The sequence below is a fragment of the Aquitalea sp. LB_tupeE genome, from assembly GCF_013391415.1.
Classification (GTDB): Bacteria; Pseudomonadota; Gammaproteobacteria; order Burkholderiales; family Chromobacteriaceae; genus Aquitalea.
In genome coordinates this window covers 130,720-146,536 of the sequence record NZ_JACAXB010000018.1, presented here as the reverse complement: position 1 = coordinate 146,536, position 15,817 = coordinate 130,720, and the positions used below count along the sequence as shown (strand labels likewise).

The 15,817-nt window shown below is 47.3% G+C and carries 14 protein-coding genes and 1 pseudogene; 14 read left to right on the top strand and 1 reads right to left on the bottom strand.

What is annotated here, in order from left to right:
* Positions 1-96: 96 nt before the first annotated feature.
* The 14 genes and pseudogenes from rfbB (at position 97) to rfaE2 (ending at position 14,239) form a co-directional block, all read left to right on the top strand.
* Positions 97-1,161 (top strand): dTDP-glucose 4,6-dehydratase, encoded by a 1,065-nt coding sequence (gene rfbB / locus HWX34_RS10095; RefSeq protein ID WP_178972125.1) that lies wholly within the window; start codon positions 97-99, stop codon positions 1,159-1,161.
* Positions 1,158-2,051 carry a dTDP-4-dehydrorhamnose reductase gene (gene rfbD / locus HWX34_RS10090; protein ID WP_178972124.1) on the top strand — a complete coding sequence of 298 codons (894 nt, stop codon included), beginning with the start codon at positions 1,158-1,160 and terminating at the stop codon, positions 2,049-2,051. Before rfbB ends, rfbD begins: the two co-directional genes overlap by 4 nt.
* 16 nt (positions 2,052-2,067) lie before the next feature.
* On the top strand, positions 2,068-2,937 hold the full coding sequence (gene rfbA, locus HWX34_RS10085) for a glucose-1-phosphate thymidylyltransferase RfbA (RefSeq protein ID WP_178972123.1): 870 nt from the start codon (positions 2,068-2,070) through the stop codon (positions 2,935-2,937).
* Between the two features lie 15 nt (positions 2,938-2,952).
* Positions 2,953-3,501, top strand: coding sequence for a dTDP-4-dehydrorhamnose 3,5-epimerase (rfbC, locus tag HWX34_RS10080; protein ID WP_178972122.1), 549 nt, complete (start codon positions 2,953-2,955; stop codon positions 3,499-3,501).
* Positions 3,494-4,315, top strand: coding sequence for a glycosyltransferase family 2 protein (locus tag HWX34_RS10075; RefSeq protein WP_255496664.1), 822 nt, complete (start codon positions 3,494-3,496; stop codon positions 4,313-4,315). The genes rfbC and HWX34_RS10075 overlap by 8 nt, the downstream gene beginning before the upstream one ends.
* Positions 4,316-4,329: 14 nt before the next feature.
* Complete coding sequence (locus tag HWX34_RS10070) at positions 4,330-5,661, top strand: glycosyltransferase family 9 protein (protein ID WP_178972121.1); 1,332 nt, start codon at positions 4,330-4,332, stop codon at positions 5,659-5,661.
* Between the two features lie 16 nt (positions 5,662-5,677).
* Positions 5,678-6,463, top strand: a complete 786-nt coding sequence (locus HWX34_RS10065; RefSeq protein WP_370459718.1) for an ABC transporter permease — start codon at positions 5,678-5,680, stop codon at positions 6,461-6,463.
* Positions 6,405-7,178, top strand: coding sequence for an ABC transporter ATP-binding protein (locus HWX34_RS10060; RefSeq protein WP_218645131.1), 774 nt, complete (start codon positions 6,405-6,407; stop codon positions 7,176-7,178). Before HWX34_RS10065 ends, HWX34_RS10060 begins: the two co-directional genes overlap by 59 nt.
* 54 nt (positions 7,179-7,232) lie before the next feature.
* Complete coding sequence (locus HWX34_RS10055) at positions 7,233-8,498, top strand: glycosyltransferase family 9 protein (protein WP_178972119.1); 1,266 nt, start codon at positions 7,233-7,235, stop codon at positions 8,496-8,498.
* Between the two features lie 1,299 nt (positions 8,499-9,797).
* Positions 9,798-11,057 (top strand): flippase, encoded by a 1,260-nt coding sequence (locus tag HWX34_RS10050; protein ID WP_178972118.1) that lies wholly within the window; start codon positions 9,798-9,800, stop codon positions 11,055-11,057.
* 215 nt (positions 11,058-11,272) lie between these two features.
* Positions 11,273-12,193 (top strand): D-glycero-beta-D-manno-heptose-7-phosphate kinase, encoded by a 921-nt coding sequence (rfaE1, locus tag HWX34_RS10045; RefSeq protein WP_178972117.1) that lies wholly within the window; start codon positions 11,273-11,275, stop codon positions 12,191-12,193.
* Positions 12,186-13,184, top strand: coding sequence for an ADP-glyceromanno-heptose 6-epimerase (gene rfaD / locus HWX34_RS10040; protein WP_178972116.1), 999 nt, complete (start codon positions 12,186-12,188; stop codon positions 13,182-13,184). Before rfaE1 ends, rfaD begins: the two co-directional genes overlap by 8 nt.
* Positions 13,184-13,744 (top strand): annotated as a pseudogene (locus HWX34_RS21575) (SIS domain-containing protein); the annotation flags it as partial. The gene rfaD and the pseudogene HWX34_RS21575, both read left to right, overlap by 1 nt.
* Positions 13,745-14,239, top strand: coding sequence for a D-glycero-beta-D-manno-heptose 1-phosphate adenylyltransferase (gene rfaE2, locus HWX34_RS21570; protein WP_370459720.1), 495 nt, complete (start codon positions 13,745-13,747; stop codon positions 14,237-14,239).
* A gap of 94 nt (positions 14,240-14,333) precedes the next feature.
* Here rfaE2 and HWX34_RS10030 read toward each other — a convergent pair whose 3' ends face one another.
* Positions 14,334-15,749 (bottom strand): FAD-dependent oxidoreductase, encoded by a 1,416-nt coding sequence (locus tag HWX34_RS10030; RefSeq protein ID WP_178972114.1) that lies wholly within the window; start codon positions 15,747-15,749, stop codon positions 14,334-14,336.
* Positions 15,750-15,817: the final 68 nt, after the last annotated feature.

Here is a 15,817-nt window from a genome sequence, read left to right as displayed (position 1 = left end):
CGGCCTTGCAGGCGAGCACAATGTACTTGCCCACGGTGGGCTACTTTACCATGGCCCCGCGCCAAGCAAAAACCATTTACTTATTGGAATTGTTAAATGATATTGGTGACTGGCGGTGCTGGCTTCATTGGAGCCAACTTTGTTCTGGACTGGCTGAATGGCAATGACGAAGGTGTGATCAACCTGGACAAGCTGACCTACGCCGGCAATCTGCAAACCCTGGCCAGCCTGGAAAACGACCCACGCCACCTGTTTGTTCAGGGCGATATCGGTGATCGCGAGCTGGTCAGTCAACTTCTGCATAAGCACCAGGTACGCGCCGTCATCAACTTCGCGGCCGAAAGCCATGTTGACCGCTCCATCCACGGCCCAGGCGAGTTCATCCAGACCAATGTGGTAGGCACCTTCAATCTGCTGGAAGCGGTGCGGGTCTACTGGAGTGGACTGAAAGACGAAGCCAAGGCTGCCTTCCGCTTCCTGCACGTTTCCACTGATGAAGTGTACGGCACCCTGTCCGCCAGTGACGCACCGTTCAGCGAAAGCAACCGCTACGAACCCAACAGCCCCTACTCGGCCAGCAAGGCCGCATCAGACCACCTGGTTCGCGCCTGGCACCATACTTACGGCCTGCCGGTCCTGACGACTAACTGCAGCAACAACTACGGACCCTATCACTTCCCGGAAAAGCTGATTCCGCTGGTCATCCTGAATGCACTGGCGGGCAAGCCCTTGCCCATTTATGGAGACGGCCAGCAAATTCGCGACTGGCTGTATGTGAAAGACCATTGCAGCGCCATCCGCACCGTGTTGGCACATGGTCGCCTCGGTGAAACCTATAATGTTGGCGGCTGGAACGAAAAAGCCAATCTGGATGTAGTACGCACCATCTGCAGTATCCTGGACAGCTTGCGCCCCAAAGCAGATGGCACAGGCTATGCCGAGCAGATCACCAACGTGCAGGACCGCCCCGGCCATGACCGTCGCTATGCAATCGATGCACGCAAGCTGGAACGCGAGCTGGGCTGGAAACCGGCAGAAACCTTTGAAAGCGGCATCCGCAAGACCGTAGCGTGGTATCTGGATAATCAGGACTGGGTCAGCAACGTCACCAGCGGCAACTACCGCCAATGGCTGGAACAACATTACGGGAATAAGGCATGAGCCGCATCCTGATTACCGGCATAAACGGCCAGCTGGGCTTCGAGCTTAAACGCTCACTGGCCATGCTGGGCGAGTGCATCTGCCTGAATCGCCAGCAACTGGACCTGTCCCGCCCGGCTGACATTGCCGCCGCGCTGGATCGAACCCAACCAGACATCATCGTCAACCCGGCGGCCTACACTGCAGTGGACAAGGCCGAGACTGACGCCGTGCTTGCCAACGCCGTGAATGCTGCCGCACCCGCTGCAATGGCCGACTGGGCTGCAGCAAAAAATGCACTGCTGCTGCACTACTCCACCGACTATGTATTCGATGGAGATAAAGCCGACGCCTATCTCGAAGACGATGCCGTCAACCCGCAGTCAGTGTATGGCATGAGCAAATACCAGGGTGAACAGGCCATTCGCGCCAGTGGTGCAGACCACATCATCCTGCGCACCAGCTGGGTGCTGGGTGCACACGGCGGCAACTTCCTAAAAACCATCATGCGCCTGGCGCGCGAGCGCGACAGCCTGAATGTGGTGGCAGACCAGATTGGTGCCCCCACCCCGGCAGCGCTGATTGCCGATGTGACCGCCCACATCATCAAACAGTGGCAAACCAGTCAGGACAAAACGCTGCTTGGCACCTACCACCTCACCAGCAGTGGCAGCACCAGCTGGCATGGTTATACCGCATACCTTCTAGCACTGGCAGAACGTTACGGTGTTGCATTGCAACTGAAACCGGAAAACCTGCACGCCATTCCCGGCAGCGCCTATCCGACCCCCGCGAAACGCCCCGGCAACTCCAGGCTAAATTGCAGTAAAATCCAGGGCGCGTTCGGCCTGATCATGCCAACATGGCAGAGCGGCGTGGAACAGGTGTTCCAGCAGATATTCAATTCCTGATGCAGGACGCAAGCAGATGAAACGTAAAGGCATCATTCTGGCGGGGGGTAGTGGTACCCGCCTGTACCCCGCCACACTGGCAGTCAGCAAACAATTGCTGCCCATCTACGACAAGCCGATGATCTACTACCCGCTCAGCACCCTGATGCTGACAGGAATTCGCGACATCCTGATCATCTCCACCCCGCAAGACACCCCACGCTTCGAACAGTTGCTGGGCGATGGCAGCCAGTGGGGCATCCGCCTGCAATACGCGGTACAACCCAGTCCAGATGGCCTGGCACAGGCCTTCATCATTGGCGAAGACTTCCTGGCAGGCGCGCCTTCGGCACTGGTGCTGGGTGACAACATCTTCCACGGCCATGATTTCCCTAAACTGCTGAAAGCGGCCAGCGCCAAACAGCAAGGCGCCAGTGTGTTTGCCTACCACGTGCAGGACCCGGAACGTTACGGCGTGGTGGAATTCGACACCCAGGGCAAGGCCTTGTCCATCGAAGAAAAACCTGTCACTCCGAAGTCCAACTATGCCGTCACTGGCCTGTACTTCTACGACAATCAGGTCGTCGATATTGCCAAGTCCATCCGCCCCTCACCGCGCGGCGAACTGGAAATCACCGACGTCAACAACCACTATCTGCAGCAAGGCCAACTGGATGTACAGACCATGGGCCGTGGCTATGCCTGGCTGGATACCGGCACCCACGAATCCATGCTGGAAGCCAGCCAGTTCATTGCCACCGTGGAAAACCGTCAGGGCCTGAAAGTGGCCTGCCTGGAAGAAATTTCCTACGTGCAGCACTGGATAGACGCAGCACAATTGGAAAAACTGGCGCAACCGCTGAAGAAGAATGCCTACGGGCAATACCTGCTGCAGCTGCTGAAGTAAGAAAGCAAGCCATTCATGAAAATCATCGATACCGCCATTGCGGACGTCAAAATCATTGAACCTGCCGTCTTTGGCGACGAACGTGGGTTCTTCTTCGAAAGCTTCAACCAGAAGCGCTTTGAAGAAGCCATCGGCCGCAAGGTTGAATTTGTCCAGGACAACCACAGCCGCTCTTGCAAAGGTGTACTGCGTGGTTTGCACTACCAACTTCCCCCATTTGCACAAGGTAAGCTGGTGCGTTGCTGCGTAGGAGAGGTTTTTGATATTGCCATTGATTTACGCCGTTCATCACGGACATTTGGCCAAAGTGTAATGGCCATATTAAGTGCCTGCAACAAACAGCAGCTATGGATACCACCCGGTTTTGCTCACGGCTTCCTCACATTGAGTGAAGTGGCCGAAATTCAATACAAAACAGATAACTATTGGAATGCACAGTCGGAGCGCAGCATCCGTTGGTCCGACCCTACACTGGACATTCCATGGCCGCTGCAAGAAAAACCCATTTTGTCCGCAAAGGACCAACAAGCCGTGCTTTTCAGTCAGGCAGATACCTTTGCATAAAACAGGCATAACAAGACAAGCCAGCATCAGCGCCTCCTTGGTATTGTTCAACACCCCCCAAGACCAGATTGCAAGCCTGCTGCACTCGGTAGAAAACAGTCAATGGAAAATCAGATTAATCATCGTAGACAACTCTCCAACCAATGCACTTGAGCAAGAATGCAAAGGGCATGAATACCACTTCATGGGAGCAAACCTGGGTTTTGGCAAAGGACACAACTACGCAATCAAGCAGGTTCAGAGTGATTTTCATGTATTATTAAACCCGGATATCAGCTTTGAACCCGACTTACTGGACCAGTTGATCACCCCCATGCTGCAGGACCCGTCTGTTGTCGGCTGCAGCCCCAAGGTACTGTATCCAGACGGCAGGCTGCAACGCCTGACCAAGCTGTTGCCCACGCCAGCCAATCTGTTTGCCCGGCGCTTCCTTCCACCACTGGGAGCTGTTCTGGATTACAACTATGAATTGCAGTGGATGAACCCAGACCAACGTCTTGAACTATCCAATGCAAGTGGTTGTTTTTTTGCATTCCGCACTGCTATTTTCAAAAAAATAAATGGATTTGACGAACGCTTTTTCATGTACATGGAAGATATCGATCTAACCAGAAGAATGGCTCAAGAAGGACGACTATTATATATCCCAGAAGCAGTGGTCATTCACGCCCACGCCAAGGAATCCTATAAAAATAAAAAATTATTATTGATTCATTTAAAATCAGCACAATTATATTTCAGCAAATGGGGTTGGTTTTTTGACAAGATCAGAAAACAAAGCAACAAAAAAATACTAGCCCAAAAAATAAAGTAAATATCGGATTAACCATGCATAGCAAAATTGAAAAAATCAAAGAAAAGCGTTCGAAGACCATCACGCCTTCTGAAAACAATACACCGCTTTTACGGCGTGGTAAGCGGCGTGTGACCCAGTTATTGAAAACAAAATCCATTCCACACGTACTGGCCTACTGTATTGATCGCGCTGTAGCCATTGGGATAAGAGTTACCAAGACCAAAGTCATCATTCCTGGCTCAATCAAGATCAAGAGAAAACTAGGTATCCGCACCCCCTTGACCACGGCCATGGAAAAAGAAAGCAATCAAATCAGTTATAGTTTGAGAATATCTGGCGGACTGGGTGACTCCATCATGATTGCCCGCATGGTGCGCGACTTGCAAAAACAATTGGGAAACCATTCCATTTTTGATGTGTACTTCCACTCACCCAATTCAATTCGTGCTTTTTTTTGCCACATACCCGGATTCAGAAACGTATTAAATGTGGAAGCCTTTCAGGCCACACAAAAATTTTACACATTTTCGTTGAATGTAAATCAATACGTCAGCTTTTGCCATATCAGCAACTTTGAAGAAAATAGCCTCAGCCATGGCCAAAAGCTGCGACAAATCATCAGCCATACAGCCAAAGCAAACAAAGATATCGAGAAATACATTATTACCCATCCTTCACTGGATGGAGAGTTTTCTGATATCGCGACAGAAGAAGGGCATCGCCGGTATCAATATTTGCATGAGATGCTCGGCATTCCATATGATGGTCACCGGCTTCAACTGGATCTGACTCCAGAAGTGATCACTGAGCAGGGCCTGCAGCATAAAACGTATATCACCATTCATGATGGATGGGACACAAAATTCAAGCTGGTTGCACACCGTCCGACCAAATCCATGCCGTTGACAACCTTGGAAAGCATTGTGAGTCAGATCAAGGCAAAAAGGCCAGACCTGGTCATTGTGCAATTAGGAGGAGAAACCGGAGCCGATATCAAGGGCGTGGATATCAACCTGAAAGGCAAGCTTTCTTTCAAGGAATCCATGTCCATACTGGCCGGATCTCGACTACATCTGGACTCCGAATCCGGTCTGGTACATGTTGGCATCTCACTGGGCGTGAAAAGCGTTGTGATGTTTGGCCCAACCAATCTGGACTGGTTTGGCTACACCGATAATATCAATATCGGCCCTAAAGAATGCGGTAATTGCTGGTGGTCAACCGACACCTGGATGGATGCCTGTCCTGCCGGCTATGACATTCCCCCCTGTACGGCCAGCATCACTGCCGACAGCGTGGTCAATGCCGTATTACAAGAATTAAACCCAAAACCCATTACATCCATTACGAAAACAGAGCAATAACAGGCGTATCTATACTATGTTCAGCAATGCAATTGAAGACATCAAGGATGCATACCACTCCCGGCACTTATGGTTGGCCATGGGGTGGCAAGATATCCGACTGCGCTATCGCAGATCCAAAATCGGCCCATTCTGGATTACCATCAGCATGGCCATTACCATTGCCGCCATGGGGCCACTGTATGGCATGTTGTTCAAGAATGACTTGAACACTTTCATTCCGCGCCTCACTCTGGGGGTTATCCTGTGGGGCTACATGTCCGGCATGATGAATGATTTCAGCGACAGTTTTGCTGGCTCGGCCCACTATATCCGGCAAATGAAGCTGCCGATGAGTCTGTTCATTTTCCGCATCATGTGGCGCCACACCATCATCATGGCGCACAATCTGGTGATTTTTATCATTGAATTGTTTGTACTGCCCATCGCGGTAAACTGGCATGCCCTGCTATTCATTCCAGGTATTGTGCTGGTTGCTGCCAACCTGTTCTGGATAGGCGTGCTGGCAGGAATATTCTGCACCCGCTTTCGCGATATGCAACCCATCGTCAGCAACCTTATTTCACTATTGTTTTTTGTAACCCCTATTCTGTGGAATGTGGATCAACTATCCCCCCAACGCCAGCATCTGATCTATCTGAATCCGTTTACCGGCTTTCTGGATATCACCCGTCAACCCTTGCTGGGACAGCTACCACCCACCTGGATCTGGGGTTTTGCCACGGCAACACTGGTGATAGGCAGTGCTTGTGCGCTTGCCCTGTTCAGCCGTTACAAGCACAGAATTGCCTACTGGATTTAAAAGAATAGCCATGCACATCATTTTCAAAGACGTTACGGTCCGCTTTCCCATATACGATGCCAAGCAGCGTTCGTTTCGCCAGACCCTGCTGTCTGCCGCCACCGGCGGCAATATCAACCATGACAGCAAGATCACAATGGTGGAGTCGCTGAAGGGTATCAACCTGGACATCCGCAAGGGTGACCGGGTCGCCCTGATCGGCCACAACGGTTCGGGCAAAACCACGCTGCTGCGTGTCATGGCCGGCGTATACAAACCGGATATCGGCCATGTCGATATTCAGGGCAAGGTGACCAGCCTGCTGGACTCCCAACTGGGGATGGACCCGGAAGCAACCGGTTTTGAAAACATGCGTCTGCGCGGCCTGTTTTTGGGGCTAAAACCCAACCAGATTGAAGAAAAGATTGATGAGATTGCCGAGTTCAGTGAACTGGGTGATTTTCTCAATATGCCAGTACGTACCTACTCCAGCGGCATGGTCCTGCGCCTGGCTTTTGCCATCTCCACCTGCATTCAACCAGAAATCCTGCTGATGGATGAATGGATCAGCGTAGGGGATGAAAACTTCAAACACAAGGCAGAAAAGCGCCTGCATGAATTTGTGGACAATGCCGGCATCCTGATTTTTGCCTCCCATGATCATGAATTGACAAATCGAGTTTGCAATAAAAAAATTCACTTAGAGCATGGAAAAATAATTAGCACACATAATTAACATTTAAAATTATCAATAACTCCACAGGCAAAAATTTAACAAGGCCGTTATAAAATGATTTTTTACCTTAAAAAAATATATTCATTCATTGGCTTCGACACAGCCCACCCTAATACATTATTATACTTCATTCACACTACCTTAAAAAACACATATCGATTTTTTTTCCCAAAAAATAAAACAAAAAATGCAATATTCAACCACCTTCAAATAAATGCAATTAAAAATGATTCTGAAAAATTTGAAAAAAATAATATAAATAAAATTTTGATTATAAAAACTGATCACATAGGTGATCTTATACTTGCGATTCCTTCAATTGTGCTTCTTAGATCATACTTCAGCAGCGCAAAATTTTCATTAATCTGCAATGAAATAAACAAAGACTTTGCAGTATCTTCCGGCCTTTTTGAAGATGTAATTATTGCCCCATTTGATAAAAGTAGGTTCGGCCCTACTCTGCAAGAGAAAAATGAATCAGCCAATATATTAAAAAAAATTGGTCAATTTGACTTAGCTATCGACATGAAAGTCGATCACAGCTCACGATACACATTAAAACATATTGATGCCAACTTAAAATGTGGATTTTATGCTAATGAAGCAGAAGTTGAATTGGATATCACTTGCCCGGACATTCCAAGTGAACTGGAAATTCACAATCAAAGTGCATTGACATTACTGGCAAGATTAATTATTGATAATTTCGAAAAAAACTCAAATCACGAATCAACAAAACAAACCCTCTTAAATATTGCAAGAAAAAATAATGTTCAAATTGAAAATAATTCAACAATAAAAATTGGCTTTAATTTTGGAGCTGGCAATGAAGCAAGATGTTGGCCTGAACAGAACTTCCTCTATTTAATAGAAAAAATACTTAAAACAAATAACGTTGAGATATACTTATTTGGGAGTAAATCAGATTTACCCAAGAGTAATTTTATTAATTCCTCTATCAAATCAGACAAAATAGTTAATCTCACTGGGAAATTAAGCATCCCACAATTTATTTCAGCTATTAGTCAGATAGATTGTTTTATTGGACATGATACTGGCAGCACTCACATTGCAGCATCTACTGGATGTAAAACAATTTGCATATTTTCAGGACTTGGGTTGTACTACCGATTTAAACCCATCGGGGATAATGTTATAACAATTAGGAACAAAACTCCATGTCTACACTGTGGGATTTCTAAAATTAAGGATTGCAATTATGATCATATATGCATGAATGGAATATCAATAGAAACAGTCTTTTCTGTAATAAACTCTACAGTTGACAATGCTTTAATTTATGATTTTTTTGAAAAATAGAACATCATGCAGAGCATACACTATGCATAACCAGTTAAATTACAATTAATCAAAAACTTCTAAATGCTAAGTAATTACCCTGAAGTCAAGCATAAACAATATGAAAACTGACCAAAATAAAATTTTGGCTCTTGAAGGGCTTCGTGGCTTAAGCTGCTTGAATGTCATCTTTTCGCATATGATGTTCATATTTTTTCCATTTGCCATGAGTTCCCTTTACCCAGCAGCACAAAAATCTTTTACCTAAACTTTCAATTTTGAAAGTATGCTAACCCTTCCTTGGGTTAGCATACTTTACAATGGTCACTTCGCAGTTTGTATTTTTTTGTACTCAGCGGGGTTGTACTTACTAATGGAATCACAAATGACTAACAAAACGATATGTCCTTAATTTGAAAGCGAGCATCAAGAAGATGTTTTAGACTTATTGTTCCAATATTCTTCTCAGTGCTGCTTGGTGGTATCATTTTTAAATTAGGTGGAATGTTAAATAAAGACGTTGCGTTAATAACAAATTCAGACTGGCTTCTAAATCAATATAAAGATGCATCCCCTTCTTTTAAGCATATTTTCTTTTCAGGTTTATTGGGCTTCATTATATTAGGCGGCAATACGTACTACGGGCCTTTGTGGACAATGCAAATAGAGCTAATTGGTTCATTTCTACTTTTTGCAACATTAGCATTATTTGGAGTAAAGAATAGCATCTTAACAACAATAGCTTTTACTACAACGTGCTTTTCAGCTTCACACCTGCCCATGCATTAATGTATCTATGCTTTTGGCTTGGTAGCTTGCCATCAATACATAAAATTTATTATTTATAATAAAAAATCAGCCCATTAATTATATTTTTTGCTTTATATTTTGGTTCTTATAATAATTCAGAATTATTTCATTTACTTCATAAATATAATTTACCGAAATTTGATTTACTAAAATTTAATTTGAATGATGATCCAAAAAGATTTTTCAACTCTCTTGGGGCGATACTTTTAGTCATTGGCATTATTACCAATGATACCTGCGGAAAAATATTATCTTGCAAGCCTCTTAAAGAGCTTGGGCGTTTAGGTTTTCCACTTTATTTAATGCACATACCTATTTTTTGCAGCTTGACTTGTTTTATATTTTTAACATTTTTAAATAAATTCGGATTTATGACAGCATTTTTTTCATCTGCATACAGATTGTATCATCATATTTATTTCACATTTTTTCTCAAAATTTATTGATATCCCTGCGACCAAAATGGCCAGCAAGTTCTTTTAGAGCTATGATATCAGGACGAAACATGCAATGAGTTTGATAAAAAATAGTCTCTGGAATCTCTCCGGTCTTGCCATTCCCAGCCTGCTTGCCATTCCCAGTATTGGCTTTATTGCGCGGCGGTTGGGGATTGAGGCCTTTGGTATTTTTACCATTGCCTTTGCCTTTATCGGCTATGCCAGCATGTTTGACGTGGGTATTTCCAGAGCAGCCATTCGCCTGGTCAGTCGTACACGACAGGACCGGCCTGGCTTGATCCGTATTATTGCCACCTCGACTGCTGCAGTCATGCTGCTCAGTCTGGTGGCGATGGCGGCGCTGTTTTTTTCCACTCCCGCCATTTGCCATTTCCTGAGAATTTCACCAGAACATCTGGGCAACACCATCAGTGCCATACGTCTGCTATGCATTGCCATTCCTTTTTTCTTGCTGACACAGGTATGGACTGCATATCTGGAGGGAATGGAGTTATTTTCCGAACTGAACATCCAGAAAACCTTGGCGGGAGTGGTAATGGCTTTATTGCCAGCCTTCATGCTGATCGTCGGGTCTGGGCTGTATTATGCAATACTGGGTATTCTATTTTCACGGATCATCGCCGCACTGATCAGTTATCTGTTTTGCAAGCGCCATATACCAATTTCCTTGAAGCTGGACCGGGCCACCCTCAGGGAATTGCTTAGTTTTGGAGGCTGGCTGACCATCAGTAATATCATCAGTCCCATCATGGTGTATATCGACCGCTTTGTGCTATCTAATGCTCTGGGAGCAAAGAATGTTGCTTTCTATAGCTCTGCGTCTGAAGCGGTAACCCGATTGTTGATCATTCCGGCATCCATTGCCAAAGCCTTGTTTCCCCGCTTGAGTTTTGACAATAAAGTGCAACAGCCTGGTCCTTTCTGGAAAAACTATCATTTTGTTTTATTCTGCATCTGCCTGAGCATTTCACTACCCATTTTTGCTTTATCTGGTTTTATCATGAAAATCTGGATGGGTGAGGCTTATGTTTTGATTGGTGCAGAAGCACTCCGTATTTTGTTGGTCGGGTTTATCTTCAGCGCCATGGCACATCTCCCCTATGTAGAAATCCAGGCCAGGGGCCATTCCCACATCACGGCAGCCATCAATGCCATTGAATTGTTACCCTATATGGGAATGCTGTATTTGATGATTGATCACTTTGGCATTATTGGTGCTGCCATCAGCTGGACAGTACGCATGATTGTTGACTTTGCTTTTCTCAAAATCGCAGCCATCAGGCTGTCTCGCAAAGAGGCTTTCCAGCCATAGCTTTTTCCCAGTCGTGAAGACTACTGACGCTCAATCAATGTGATGGCAAAAATTGCTTATACCATGTCACAAGCAATGACAATTGCTTTCTTTTTCAATATAATAAAAATCAATTTAACGCAGCCTGCTAGTACAGGCTTTCCTGGTGCCTGATATTAGTTTTCGAGCTCCTCATAATATATAGTTTCAGCTCATTCAATCTTCTGGAAATTTCCATGCAACTGAACAACTCTTCCATCCTGGTCACTGGCGATGTCATGATTGACCGCTACTGGTCTGGTGATAGCCATCGTATTTCGCCGGAAGCGCCAGTGCCTGTCGTGTTGATCCAGACTGCTCATGATGTTCCTGGTGGCGCAGCCAATGTGGCCATGAATGTCGCAAATCTAGGCGTAGCGACAACACTGCTTTCTGCACGTGGCGAAGATAGAGATGGGCAGGCACTGCAAGAGCAACTTCAAGCCAACCAGATTTCCTGTGCATTTCTTGCTGATGCCAGCTTGAAAACCACCGTAAAGCTGCGCGTTGTTGCCCGTCATCAGCAGGTGGTTCGTCTGGATTTCGAAGAAAAGCCTGATCATGAAGTCCTGCTCCCCCTGGTTGATATGTTTGCAAGTCGCATTGCCAATCAGCATGCGGTAATTTTCTCGGATTATGGCAAAGGTGGCCTGATACATATCCAGCAAATGATTCAGCTGGCACGTTCGGCAGGAAAACCGGTATTGATTGATCCTAAAGGCACTGATTACTCACCCTACCGTGGTGCAACCATTATCACCCCAAACCGGGAGGAGTTTGCCGCCGTTGCCGGCCGCCCACGCGATATGGCTGATTTTGTACAGCGTGCCTTTAAACTGAGAGATGATCTTCAGCTACAAGCCTTGCTTGTTACGCGGTCGGAGGAAGGGATGAGTTTGTTCCTTGGCTCGCAACATATCCATATCCCCACTCAAGCGCGTGAAGTATTTGATGTATCTGGTGCCGGAGATACGGTCATTGCCACATTGGCTGCTGGCATTGCATCCGGAATGGGGTTTGAAGAGGCCGCTCACTTGGCTAATCGTGCTGCTGGCATCGTGGTTGGCAAGATGGGAACTTCCCCCATCACGATTGAGGAGTTAATGAATCATGTCTGAGCGTGTCATTGTAACCGGTGGCGCAGGTTTTATTGGCAGTAATATTGTACGTGGGTTAAATTCCCGCGGGATCAGCGACATTATTGTAGTGGATGATTTACAGCAAGGAGATAAGTTTCACAACCTTGTTGATTTAAAAATTTCAGATTATCTTGATCGCCATGAATTCTATCAAAAATTTGAAGGCGGTCATTTTGGAAAGGTAGAAGCTATTTTTCATGAAGGTGCATGTTCCGACACCATGGAACATGATGGTGCATTCATGATGGACGTCAACTATCGTTGCAGTCGTGATTTGCTTGAAGCTTGCCAAAAAAATGGCACTCGCCTTTTATATGCATCGAGCGCCGCTACTTATGGCAAGAGCCAGACATTTAGCGAGCACCCGGACAATGAGCATCCTTTAAATGTCTACGGCTACTCAAAGCTTTTGATGGATCAAGTAGTAAGACAAGTCACTAATGTTAAATCTCAAATTGTCGGATTCCGCTACTTTAATGTTTACGGACCTAATGAACAGCATAAAGGCCGTATGGCTTCAGTTGCCTTCCACAATTACAATCAATTCAGAAATGACAACGCTGTAAAACTTTTTGGTGCCTACCTTGATTGCGGCAATGGCGAGCATACGCGCGATTTCATTTATATTGATGATGTTGTAGCAGTCAATTTGTGGTTTTATGACCACCCGGAAAAGAGTGGAATTTTTAATCTGGGTAGCGGTTATGCGCAACCATTTAATGATGTTGCACTTGCCGTGGTAAATACATTCCGTGAAGTTGCTGGTGAAGCTCCATTGGACCTGGCTAGTTGCGTAGCATCTGGCTTTATTCAATATATTGACTTTCCTGAGTCGTTAGTTGGGAAATATCAAAACTTTACGCAAGCAGATCTGAAAAATCTGCGCGCCATTGGCTGTAATCATCAATTTCATACAGTGCAAACTGGTGTAGCCAATTATATTAGACATCTGATGAAAGTAAATTTGTAATGGACACTATAATTAAACACGGCTTGGAAAAATGGATCCAGCTTGGTGAAGAAGTCTCCAATCAATTGAGCGAACCATTGCAACACGCAGCAACCGTACTCAATGCTGCGCTTATCATGGGGAAAAAGGTACTGAGTTGCGGTAATGGTGGTTCGGCAGGGGATGCGCAGCATATTGCTTCAGAGCTGGTCAATCGCTTTGAAACTGAAAGAATGGCATTACCAGCCATTTCTTTAGTCCCTGACAGTTCGGTAGTGACTGCCATTGCGAATGACTATGGCTATGAGGTTCTTTTTTCTCGCCAAGTTGAAGCTCTTGGGCAAATGGGTGATGTTCTATTAGCGTTCAGTACATCCGGAAATTCCCTCAATGTCATGCGTGCTATTGAGGAGGCTCATCACCGTAATATGCGCGTGATTGCTTTTACAGGGAAGGATGGCGGCAAGATTGCTAAAATGCTTGGCAATCAAGATGTGGAAATTCGTGTCCCATCGAATGAAACGGCACGCATCCAGGAAATGCACCTGTTCTCAATCCATAGTCTGTGCAAATACGTAGACTTGCACTTCACCGAACAGCAATTCCAGAAACCTGAAAAAATCCAGCTTGATCATGCTAGGCTGGCGGCACTGACAGCCGGTCTTAAGCCCGTTGTGTTCACCAACGGCGTTTTTGATATTCTGCATCGTGGTCATATTCACATCTTGCAGGAAGCAAAAAAGCTTGGTGCCTATCTTGTTGTTGGTATTAACAGCGATGCGTCGGCACGTCGTCTAGGCAAAGGGAGTGACCGCCCTATTAATGGCGAGAATGACCGAGCAGCTTTGATCGCAGCGCTGGAATGTGTTGATTTTGTTACTATTTTTAATGAGGACACGCCTGCAGAATTGATCTCCACGATCAAGCCAGATGTACTTGTCAAAGGCGGAGACTATCAGCTCGATCAGATTGCTGGCGCCGATTTTGTAAAGCAGCATGGCGGTATAGTCACAACGATCGCCTTTGAACATGATCGTAGCACCACGCAACTAATTACCAAAATTCGCAATAGCTAATTTTTCGATATTCGTTCGATATTCGCTGGTTTTTTCATAAAAATAAGCCCGCCATCCGGCGGGCTTATTTTCAATTAGTCACTTGCTTAAGGTCTTACCACACCTGCAGGTAGCTCAAGATACCTTCCGCCGCCTGACGGCCTTCGAACACAGCGCGGACCACCAGGTCGGCTCCGCGTACCTGGTCGCCGCCAGCGAAGATCTTGGCGTGGCTGGTCTGGTACTTGTACTTGGAATTTCCAGCGGCAATAGTACGTCCATTCTGGCTGCTTGTAACGCCTACTCGGTCAAACCAGCTGGCAGCTTCCACCTGGAAGCCGAAGGCGATAATGACGTGGTCGCACTCGATGCGCTCTTCGCTGCCCGGTACGATTTCGGCATTGCGACGGCCTTTGGCATCCGGCTCGCCCAGGCGGGTTTCGGCCAGGATCACCGCCAGCGCACCATTGGGCAGTTGTTCGATGCCCACCGGCTGGCTGTTCCAGCGGAATTCCACGCCCTCTTCCTTGGCATTGGCCACTTCGCGCTTGGAACCCGGCATGTTTGCTTCGTCACGGCGGTAGGCGCAGGTGACGCGCTTGGCCCCCTGACGGATGGCGGTGCGGTTGCAGTCCATGGCGGTGTCGCCACCACCCAGTACCACCACGCGCTTGCCAGCCATGGAGATGGCTTGCTCGCCTGCCGGCAGGGTTTCCATGCACTGGCGCACGTTGTTGACCAGATAAGGCAGTGCTTCCAGCACGCCCGGCAGGTCTTCACCGGCAAAGCCGCCCTTCATGTATTTGTAGGCACCCATGCCCATGAACACGGCGTCGTACTGTTCCAGCAGGGCTTCGATTTCGATGTCCTTGCCGATTTCAGTATTCAGCACGAATTCCACGCCCATGCCTTGCATGATTTCGCGGCGGCGCTGAACGACTGCCTTTTCCAGCTTGAATTCCGGGATGCCGAAGGTGAGCAGGCCGCCGATTTCTTCGTAGCGGTCATACACCACCGGCTTCACGCCGTTGCGTACCAGTACGTCGGCACAGGCAAGTCCTGCCGGTCCGGCACCGATGACGGCGACTTTCTTGTCGCTCCAGATCACCTTGGACATGTCAGGACGCCAGCCAGCCTTATAGGCTTCGTCGGTGATGTATTTTTCGATACTGCCGATGGTAACGGCACCAAAGCCGCCCTGGTTCAGTGTGCAAGAGCCTTCGCACAGGCGGTCTTGCGGGCAGACGCGGCCGCAGATTTCCGGCAGGCTGTTGGTCTTGTGTGACATTTCGGCCGCTTCGAACAGCTTGCCTTCGGTCACCAGCTTCAGCCAGTTGGGAATGTAGTTGTGTACCGGGCATTCCCATTCGCAATAGGGGTTGCCACAGGACAGGCAGCGCCCGGCCTGGTCGGCGGCGTCCACCTTGTGCAGCGGTTGATAGATTTCCTTGAACTCAATCTTGCGCACCGCGGCTTCGACTTTTTCGCCGGGGTTGCGGGAGAGCTTCATGAACTGGAATACGTCACCCATGATCGTTTCCTGACTGCGGGCCCGGCCTGGTAGATGGCGGCAGGCCCTGTTGTTTCCATTGCGGCGGG

Bases quoted from the DNA above. Each gene is read 5' to 3' on its own strand.
- rfbB (WP_178972125.1), top strand. From the start codon at position 97: ATGATATTGGTGACTGGCGGTGCTGGCTTCATTGGAGCCAACTTTGTT.
- rfbD (WP_178972124.1), top strand. From the start codon at position 1,158: ATGAGCCGCATCCTGATTACCGGCATAAACGGCCAGCTGGGCTTCGAG.
- rfbA (WP_178972123.1), top strand. From the start codon at position 2,068: ATGAAACGTAAAGGCATCATTCTGGCGGGGGGTAGTGGTACCCGCCTG.
- rfbC (WP_178972122.1), top strand. From the start codon at position 2,953: ATGAAAATCATCGATACCGCCATTGCGGACGTCAAAATCATTGAACCT.
- HWX34_RS10070 (WP_178972121.1), top strand. From the start codon at position 4,330: ATGCATAGCAAAATTGAAAAAATCAAAGAAAAGCGTTCGAAGACCATC.
- HWX34_RS10065 (WP_370459718.1), top strand. From the start codon at position 5,678: ATGTTCAGCAATGCAATTGAAGACATCAAGGATGCATACCACTCCCGG.
- HWX34_RS10055 (WP_178972119.1), top strand. From the start codon at position 7,233: ATGATTTTTTACCTTAAAAAAATATATTCATTCATTGGCTTCGACACA.
- HWX34_RS10050 (WP_178972118.1), top strand. From the start codon at position 9,798: ATGAGTTTGATAAAAAATAGTCTCTGGAATCTCTCCGGTCTTGCCATT.
- rfaE1 (WP_178972117.1), top strand. From the start codon at position 11,273: ATGCAACTGAACAACTCTTCCATCCTGGTCACTGGCGATGTCATGATT.
- rfaD (WP_178972116.1), top strand. From the start codon at position 12,186: ATGTCTGAGCGTGTCATTGTAACCGGTGGCGCAGGTTTTATTGGCAGT.
- HWX34_RS10030 (WP_178972114.1), bottom strand. From the start codon at position 15,749: ATGGGTGACGTATTCCAGTTCATGAAGCTCTCCCGCAACCCCGGCGAA.